This window comes from Kitasatospora sp. NPDC056273, assembly GCF_042268845.1.
GTDB lineage: Bacteria > Actinomycetota > Actinomycetes > Streptomycetales > Streptomycetaceae > Kitasatospora.
This window is the reverse complement of record NZ_JBHJSJ010000074.1, coordinates 30,655-36,512: the sequence shown is the minus strand read 5'-3', so window position 1 is coordinate 36,512 and position 5,858 is coordinate 30,655. Positions and strand designations below refer to the sequence as shown.

Genomic DNA, 5,858 nt, shown 5'->3' with positions numbered 1-5,858 from the left:
TAAGAGACAATCCGTCCCGGAAGCGGCGGGCCGCCGCCGTGTCCGGACCGGGCTCCGCCGTCGTGCGGGACCGGGTTCCGCGGCGGTGTCCGAGTCGGTGCTCCGCCGTCGTGTCCGGCCCCGGCCGGTACCGGCCGTCCTACACTGGCCCGCTGTGAACGAAACACTCGGGGACGCCGCGCTCGTCCTCGTCTTCATCCTGCTGGGCGGGTTGTTCAACGTCGCCGAGATCTCGCTGATCTCGCTGCGCGAGGGCCAGATCCGGACGCTGGAGGCGCACGGCACCCGCCGCGCCGCCCGGGCCGCGCACCTGGCCGCCGACCCCAACCGCTTCCTGGCCGCCGTCCAGGTCGGGGTGACCTGCATGGGCTTCCTGTCCGCCGCCTTCGGCGCGGACACCCTGGCGGGCAAGGTCGCCCCGCTGTTCGTCCGGGCCGGGCTGTCCGAGGGCGTGGCCGCCGCGGTGGCCCTGGTCGGCCTCACCCTGGTGATCAGCTACGCCTCGCTGGTGCTGGGCGAGCTGACCCCCAAGCGGATCGGCCTGCAGCGCGCCGAGTCCATCGCGGTCGTCGCCGCCCCGGTGGTGGACGTGATGTCGGTGGTGCTGCGGCCGGTGATCTGGCTGCTCGGCCACTCCACCAACCTGATGGTCCGGCTGCTCGGCGGCGACCCGACCGCGGGCCGCGGCTCGATGAGCTCCGAGGAGCTGCGCGGCCTGGTCGCCGCCAACACCGAACTCGGAAGCGACGAACGGGCGTTGATCGCCGACGTGTTCTCCGCCGGGGAGCGCCAGCTGCGCGAGGTGATGGTCCCGCGCACCGAGGTGACCTTCCTGGACGCCGAGCGCCCGCTGGCCGCCGTCCGGCACCAGGCCGACACCTCGCCGCACTCGCGCTACCCGGTGGTCGAGGGCAGCGCCGACGCGGTGGTCGGCTTCGTCCACGTCCGCGACCTGTACGGCGCGCGCGGCGAGCAGGCCGTCAAGGTCCGTGACCTGGCCCGCCCGGTGAAGCTGCTGCCCGGCACCAAGCGGGTGCTGGAGGCGATGGGCGAGATGCGCCGGGAGGGCCACCACCTGGCCATCGTGGTGGACGAGTACGGCGGCACCGCCGGGATCGTCACCCTGGAGGACCTGGTCGAGGAGGTGATCGGCGAGATCCGGGACGAGTACGACAGCCCGGCGGCCGCCCCCACCCGGCGGCTGGCCGGCGGCGGCATGGAGCTGGACGGTCTGCTCAACCTCGGCGACTTCGCCGAGGAGACCGGCGTCACCCTGCCCGAGGGCCCGTACGAGACGGTGGCCGGCTGCCTGGTCGCCGCGCTCGGCCGGCTGCCCCGGGACGGCGACCAGGTGCGGGTGCCCGTCGAGGGGGGCGGCGGGGTGCTGCTGACGGTGGCCAAGGTCGAGGGCCGGCGGATCGCCCGGGTGGGGGTGAGTGCGGTCACACTGGCCGAGCCCGCGGGGGCGGAGGTTTCCTGAGCGGTCGGTGGAACTGGAAGAATGGCCCGCATGGTCAACGCAGCGGTCACTGGTCCGGTCAAGGACCGTCCCCGGGTGCTCTCCGGCATCCAGCCCACTTCCGGCTCGTTCCACCTCGGCAACTACCTGGGCGCGGTGCGCCAGTGGGTCGACCTGCAGAAGGACAACGACGCCTTCTACATGGTCGTCGACCTGCACGCGATCACGGTGCCCCAGGACCCGGCGACGCTGCGCGAGAACACCCGGGTCTCCGCCGCCCAGCTGCTCGGCGCGGGCCTGGACCCGGACCACTGCACGCTGTTCGTCCAGTCGCACGTGCCCGAGCACGCGCAGCTCGCCTGGGTGATGAACTGCCTCACCGGCTTCGGCGAGGCCTCGCGGATGACCCAGTTCAAGGACAAGTCCTCCCGGTACGGCGCCGAGGGCACCACGGTCGGCCTGTTCACCTACCCGATCCTCCAGATCGCGGACATCCTGCTCTACCAGGCCGACGCCGTCCCGGTCGGCGAGGACCAGCGCCAGCACGTGGAGATCACCCGCGACATCGCCGAGCGCTTCAACACCCGCTACGGCCGGACCCTCACGGTGCCGAAGCCGTACATCCTCAAGGAGACGGCGAAGATCCAGGACCTCCAGGACCCGGCCGTCAAGATGAGCAAGTCGGCCTCCTCGCCCAAGGGCCTGGTGAGCCTGCTGGACGACCCGAAGGCCAGCGCCAAGAAGTTCAAGAGCGCCGTCACCGACACCGGCACCGTCGTGTCCTACGACGAGGAGGGGAAGCCGGGCGTCTCCAACCTGCTGCGCGTCCACTCCGCGCTCAGCGGCCAGTCGGTCGAGCAGCTGGTCGCGCACTTCGAGGGCAAGATGTACGGCGCCCTGAAGACCGAGCTGGCCGAGCTGTTCACCGAGTGGGTCACCCCCTTCCAGGAGCGCACCCGGCTGTTCCTGGACGACCCGGCCGAGCTGGACCGGGTGCTGGCGATCGGCGCCGAGAAGGCCCGCGAGGTGGCGTCGGTGACGCTGGAGACGGTGTACGACCGGATCGGCTTCCTCCCGGCCGCCAAGCGGTGAATCCCCTCACACGCCTGCCCGGTGGTGACGGCCTCCCCGAGGTCGTCACCATCGGCGTGTCCGTGAGCGTCCCGGACCCGTACGGCACGGCGATCCAGGACGCCCGGGCCGGGCACGGCGACCCGCTGGCCCGGTCGATACCCACGCACGTCACCCTGCTGCCGCCGACCGAGGTGCCCGCGGGGGAGCTGCCGAAGATCGAGGAGCACCTGGCGGCGGTGGCGGCCGCGCACCGGCCGTTCCGGATGCTGCTGCGCGGCAGCGGGACCTTCCGCCCGGTCTCCCCGGTGGTGTACGTCCGGGTCGAGGAGGGCGCGCAGGAGTGCCGGCTGCTGGAGGCGGACGTCCGCTCCGGCCCGCTGGCCCGCGAGCTGGCGTTCCCGTACCACCCGCACGTGACGGTCGCCCACGGTCTGCCGGAGGACGTGCTGGACCAGGCGTACGAGCAGGCGCGCGGCTTCCGGGCGGACTTCCCGGTGCCGGGCTTCGGCCTCTCCCGCTTCGACGCGGACGAGGTCTGGCGGCCCTGGCGGAGCTACCCGTTCGGGTGAACCGGGGTGTGCTCCGGGGCGTGTCCGAGGGTGTGTCCTAGCCCTCCCCGGCCGCCGAGTTCGAGCATCCGGTCGACCACCCGGCGGGCCGCGCCGCCGTCGTCCAGCGCGCAGTGCTCGGCCCGGAAACGCCGGTAGCGCTCGGCGTAGCCGGGCGGCGGTCCGCCGTCGCCGTCGGCCAGTTCGCGCAGCGCGCCGAGGAGTTCGGCCGACGTGGGCACCAGCGGGCCGGGGGCGTTCGACTCGAAGTCGAAGGAGAAGCCGCGCAGGGTGTCGCGGTAGTGCTCCAGGTCGTAGGTGAAGAAGTACATCGGGCGGCCGGTGATGGCGAAGTCGAACATGATCGACGAGTAGTCGGTCACCAGCACGTCCGCGACCAGCAGCAGTTCCTGCGGGTCGGGGTAGTCCCCGCAGTCGTACAGGAAGCCGTCGCCGGCGCCCGGCAGCGGCTCGCGGACGTGCGCGTGCGGACGGACCAGCAGCACGTGGTCCGCGCCGAGCAGGCGCCGCGCGTGGCCGAGGTCCAGCCGCAGGTCGAGCCGGAACCCGTCGCCGTCACCGCGCTGCTGGTCCTCGCGCCAGGTCGGCGCGTACAGCACGATCCGCCGGCCCTCGGGGACGCCGAGCCGGCGGCGGACGGCCGCGGCGGCCCGCGGGTCCGGGCGGGCGAGCACGTCGTTGCGCGGGTAGCCGGACTCCAGCAGCTCGCCGCCGTAGCGGAAGGCGCGCCGGAGGATCGGGGTGGCGAACGGGCTGGGGGAGAGCAGCAGGCTCCACTGCGGGGTCTCCCGGTCGAGCGCCCGCAGGTAGCCGCGGTCGGCCAGCCAGGGGCTCTCGACGTCGTGGGCGATCCGCTTCAGCAGGGAGCCGTGCCAGGTCTGCACGACGACCTGGCCGGGGCGGCGCTCCAGGAAGTCCGGGAAGTGGGTGTTGCCGACCAGGTACCGGCAGGTGGCCAGCGCGCGGTACCACTCCGGGCTCCAGCTCCGCACCGGGACGACTCCGGGCGGCAGCGCGGCCTGGGCGTCGTCGACCACCCACAGGTGCTCCAACCGGCCGTCCCGGCGGGCGAGTTCGGCGTGCACCGCGCGCGGGGAGTCGGCGTAGCCGCGGCCGCCGAAAACGTCGTACAGCACCGCCTCGCGCAGCGGCGCGCGGCGGGCGGCCGGGTAGCGCTCGGTGCGCAGCCGGTGCTGGGTCCAGGCGCTGCGCTCGGTGGCGGTGAGCACCGGGGTGGAGTCCACCACCAGGGTGTCGTGCCACCGGCGTTGCAGCAGGATCCGCTTGCCGCCCGCGGTGGTGGCGGCGGGGACGGCGGTCAGCGCGCCGGGGGCGGCGAGCAGCGGCCGGCCGTCCCCGGGGCGGCCGGCCGGCTCCAGCGCGGCCTCCCAGACGCCCTTGCGCAGCGGCAGCGCGACGCCGTCCGAGCCGGTCCGGGTGGCGGGCACCCGGGCCCGGAAGCGGCCGTCCGGGCCGGTGCCGACCGGGGTGCGGACCTCGCTCGCGGAGCCGGGGTGGCGCAGCACCAGCTCCAGTGCCGAGGCCGGGCCCGGGCAGTGGCCGGACAGCTCGAAGCCGCCGTCCCGTACGGCGATCCGGTCGACCAGGCCGGCCGCGGGCTGGACGCAGAGCTGGAGCCGGCCGTCGGCGAGGTGCTTGAGGTAGAGCACCCGGTCCGGGGCGCCGGGCAGTGGGTGCTGGCCGGCCACCGGGCCGCCGCGCTCGTCGAGGCAGGGCTGCACGGCGGCGCCGTCGGGGTACAGCAGCTCGGCGTCCCAGTGCTCCAGCCGGCCGCCGCCCCGCCCGTCGGTGGTGAACGGCCGGTACGGCACCCGGACGGTGAAGGTGTTGCCGGTTCGGGCGAGCGGCCGCTCGACCACCGCGTCGCTCTCCCGGTGGCGCAGCCGCAGCACGGTGCCGGAGGGGCAGGTGTCGGCGACCCCGTCCAGGTCCAGGCCGTCGGGGGCGGGGGCGGCCCGGGTGACCAGGACGGCCGGGCGCTCCAGCCGCAGGTGCAGCCGGCCGTCGGCGAAGAACGGCTGGAGCCGGACGTCGTGGTCCACCCAGTGGGCCGGCGGGTACTCGCCGGACCCGCACCAGTACGGGGCGAGGGCGCCGTACCGGCGGCGCACCCGGGCGGGGCGGGGGCGGGTGAAGAGCGTGGCCTCGATCCGCCAGTCGCCGAGCAGCCAGTGGCCCCCGCGGCGCAGCCGGCCGGGGGCTATCAGGGCGGTGAAGCCGGACCAGTCGTGGTTGTGCTCGGACTGGGCGCTGTCGTCGGTGACCTCGGGCATCCGGCGGGGGCGGGAGCGCAGGTGCAGCGGCGGCTGGGAGCGGTTCTGGTGGCGCAGGGTCAGCCAGGTCCAGGCGGAGCCGGGCCGGCCGGTGTCCTGGCCGTCCGGGCGGGCGAAGCCGGTGAGCTCCAGGCCGCGGCCGTGCCAGCGGGCGCGCAGCAGGCCGAAGGCGACGTCCTCGTCGGCGGCGGGGTGGTCGGCGGCCACCCGGGGGGCGGCGTGCGGCAGGACCAGCCGGGTGAGCACAGGCATGGCGGTGGGAGCCCTTCGGGAGGGAGATCCACATCCCATCCAGAAATGGCGCCGGGGTCAATTGCACACTTTTTCGAATGCCCCGGGGAATCGCGTTTCCGGGAACGCCCATTCGACATTCGAAATCGGTTTTCCGGTCGTTTCCGGATCCGGCTCCGGAAACGCGCGGGGGGGGGGCCCCGGCGGGGGGGGGGCGGGCCCCCCCGCCCA

Annotated in this window: 4 protein-coding genes; 3 read left to right on the top strand and 1 reads right to left on the bottom strand. The window is 74.4% G+C overall.

Annotation, left to right across the window (positions count from 1 at the left end; genetic code table 11):
• Nucleotides 1-154 precede the first annotated feature (154 nt).
• From ACFCY1_RS37600 to ACFCY1_RS37590, 3 genes are all read left to right on the top strand, one after another.
• Complete coding sequence (locus ACFCY1_RS37600; RefSeq protein ID WP_049654801.1) at nucleotides 155-1,480, top strand: hemolysin family protein; 1,326 nt, start codon at nucleotides 155-157, stop codon at nucleotides 1,478-1,480.
• Nucleotides 1,481-1,510: 30 nt separating this feature from the next.
• The gene (gene trpS / locus ACFCY1_RS37595) at nucleotides 1,511-2,551 is read left to right on the top strand and encodes a tryptophan--tRNA ligase (protein WP_049654802.1); all 1,041 of its coding nucleotides are present in this window, start codon (nucleotides 1,511-1,513) and stop codon (nucleotides 2,549-2,551) included.
• 62 nt (nucleotides 2,552-2,613) lie between these two features.
• Nucleotides 2,614-3,102: a 2'-5' RNA ligase family protein gene (locus ACFCY1_RS37590; protein ID WP_375877443.1), complete on the top strand. Its 489-nt coding sequence runs from the start codon at nucleotides 2,614-2,616 to the stop codon at nucleotides 3,100-3,102.
• Here ACFCY1_RS37590 and ACFCY1_RS37585 read toward each other — a convergent pair.
• Nucleotides 3,087-5,648, bottom strand: a complete 2,562-nt coding sequence (locus ACFCY1_RS37585; protein WP_375877442.1) for a CDP-glycerol glycerophosphotransferase family protein — start codon at nucleotides 5,646-5,648, stop codon at nucleotides 3,087-3,089. The two genes, ACFCY1_RS37590 and ACFCY1_RS37585, sit on opposite strands and share 16 nt — an antisense overlap.
• Nucleotides 5,649-5,858 lie beyond the last annotated feature (210 nt).

Coding starts and splice junctions, on each gene's coding strand:
- trpS (WP_049654802.1), top strand. CDS start 1,511: ATGGTCAACGCAGCGGTCACTGGTCCGGTCAAGGACCGTCCCCGGGTG.
- ACFCY1_RS37585 (WP_375877442.1), bottom strand. CDS start 5,648: ATGCCTGTGCTCACCCGGCTGGTCCTGCCGCACGCCGCCCCCCGGGTG.